This is a genomic window from Pseudoalteromonas sp. GABNS16E (assembly GCF_028598715.1).
Taxonomy (GTDB): domain Bacteria; phylum Pseudomonadota; class Gammaproteobacteria; order Enterobacterales; family Alteromonadaceae; genus Pseudoalteromonas; species Pseudoalteromonas atlantica.
Genome location: NZ_JAQREZ010000113.1, coordinates 1 through 2,001, shown reverse-complemented (window position 1 = coordinate 2,001; position 2,001 = coordinate 1). Strand labels below are relative to the sequence as shown.

Below are 2,001 nucleotides of genomic sequence, written 5' to 3'. Positions count from 1 at the left end.
CCTGGCTGGAGCCTCGACACCTCTTTGATGCGGCCATTGAATACCTTGCCAGCCATAACATTGCCATTCCTAAGTACTCCGTGCTTCAAAGACTGATAAGCCGCACAATGCAACAGGTCAGAAAAGACCTGACGCTCCAACTGAATCAACTTACCAGTAATGAACTTAACGTCTTTCTGGACAACATAATCACTACTAAAGACGACGGGCTGAGTCTGAGCCATCTCAGGGGTGGTGCCAAAAGTCTGACCGTGCCTGAGCTTAAAAAAGAGCTCGCCATTTACCACCGGTTAGCACCATGGCACACGCAAATAAATGACGTTGTGGACAGGCTCAATCTGTCGCTAAAAAATCGACAACACTTCAGCGGCCTTATTGATTACTACGGCAGTAAAGTGCGGCGCTTCAAACGCTCACAGCAGCACCTGTGGTTACTGTGTCATCTGACAGAGCGCATGCAACTTGCACTGGAGCGCCTGACGGATGGGTTTGTTTACCATATCCGAAAACAACAGGAAGCCGCCAACGCCTTTGCACAACAAGCAGTGTTCCTGTCCTGGCAGTCAGCTGCGGACAATGTCACGAAAGCGGCAGAGCTACTTCACCTGTTTGTTGACGAGAATATTGATGACAATCAGCCCTTCTCAGTAGTCAGACAACAGGCATTGAAGGTCATGAATGACAGGGATATCCAGACCCTCTGCCTTTACCTGAAAAAACAGAAACGGACCGTGGAAGAGTACCAGTGGCAATATTATGACGAACAACGAAACCTTCTGGAACAGTTGTTAAGACCAGTGTTCCTGTGCCTTGAATGTGAGGCCGGTAAAGGCTCAGAAGCCGTCGTCGCCCAACTTCAAAAGATGCAAACGGAAATCGTATCCGGTGAATCACTGATGACAATGGATACGTCGCTTATCCCCAAAAAGCACCTCTCATGGCTGGTGAAACAGGATAACGTTAATCCGCAACGTTATGAATGGCTGCTCTACCGGCAGTTAACTTCACGACTGAACGGACGTATTTATCTGTCAAATGTCACCAAATACCGGGCACTGGAAGACGACCTGATCCCCCAAACATCGCAGGATGCACTGCTGGCCTCATCAACACTGGACAGACTAAAACAACCTGTTGACGCATTGTTACAGGAGAAACAACATCGACTGGAAAGCGCGCTCAAAGACGTGGCGCGCCATATTGATGAGGGAGATAATCGCAATGTAATCATGAAAAATCGCTCGGGCACCCGCTGGCACCTGCCAACAAAAGGCGCTACATCTCTGGTCAACAATCCCTTCTTTAAGCGAATGCAGCCAGTCGGTATCGCGGATGTCCTGCGGTATGTTGAGCGCGAAACCGGGTTCATGCGAAGCCTGACACATGTGCTGCCAATACAAAAACAGGGAACTACTCATCAGGATGATTTACTGGCCATTCTGATTGCTAACGCCACTCACCGTGGTGTGTATGGTATGGCGCAGATCTCCGACCGCAGTTATGAACACCTGAGTACAGTACAGGCTAACTATATCCGACCTGAAACGCTGCATGATGCCAGCGACGTGATCAATAATGCGGTGGCTTCATTACCCATCTTCCGCCACTACCATATTCAGGAGGACCAGTTGCACGCCAGTGCGGATGGTCAGAAATTCGAAACGCATCTGGAAACGTTTAAAACCCGGTATTCCTCGAAGTACTTCGGTACCAATAAAGGGATCACGGCCATGACCCTGGTCGCCAATCACAGCGCGCTGAATGCACGGATAATCGGCTCCAACGAGCATGAATCACACTATATCTATGATCTGTTGCAATCCAACAGCAGCGATATCAAACCTGACGTACTCTCGACAGATACACACGGTGTCAATCACGTCAACTTCGCTTTATTGGATCTATGCGGCTACAGCTTTGCACCGCGATACGCGCAATTTAACAGCGTCATCAACGATCTGTTTGAGGTGACTGAAAATGAACAATGTAACACCATACTTG

The 2,001-nt window shown here is 48.9% G+C and carries 1 protein-coding gene; it reads left to right on the top strand.

The window, feature by feature from the left end; translation table 11 throughout:
• The coding region (locus PSI06_RS20815; protein ID WP_273605067.1) for a Tn3 family transposase at window positions 1-2,001 on the top strand (2,001 nt) is incomplete at both ends.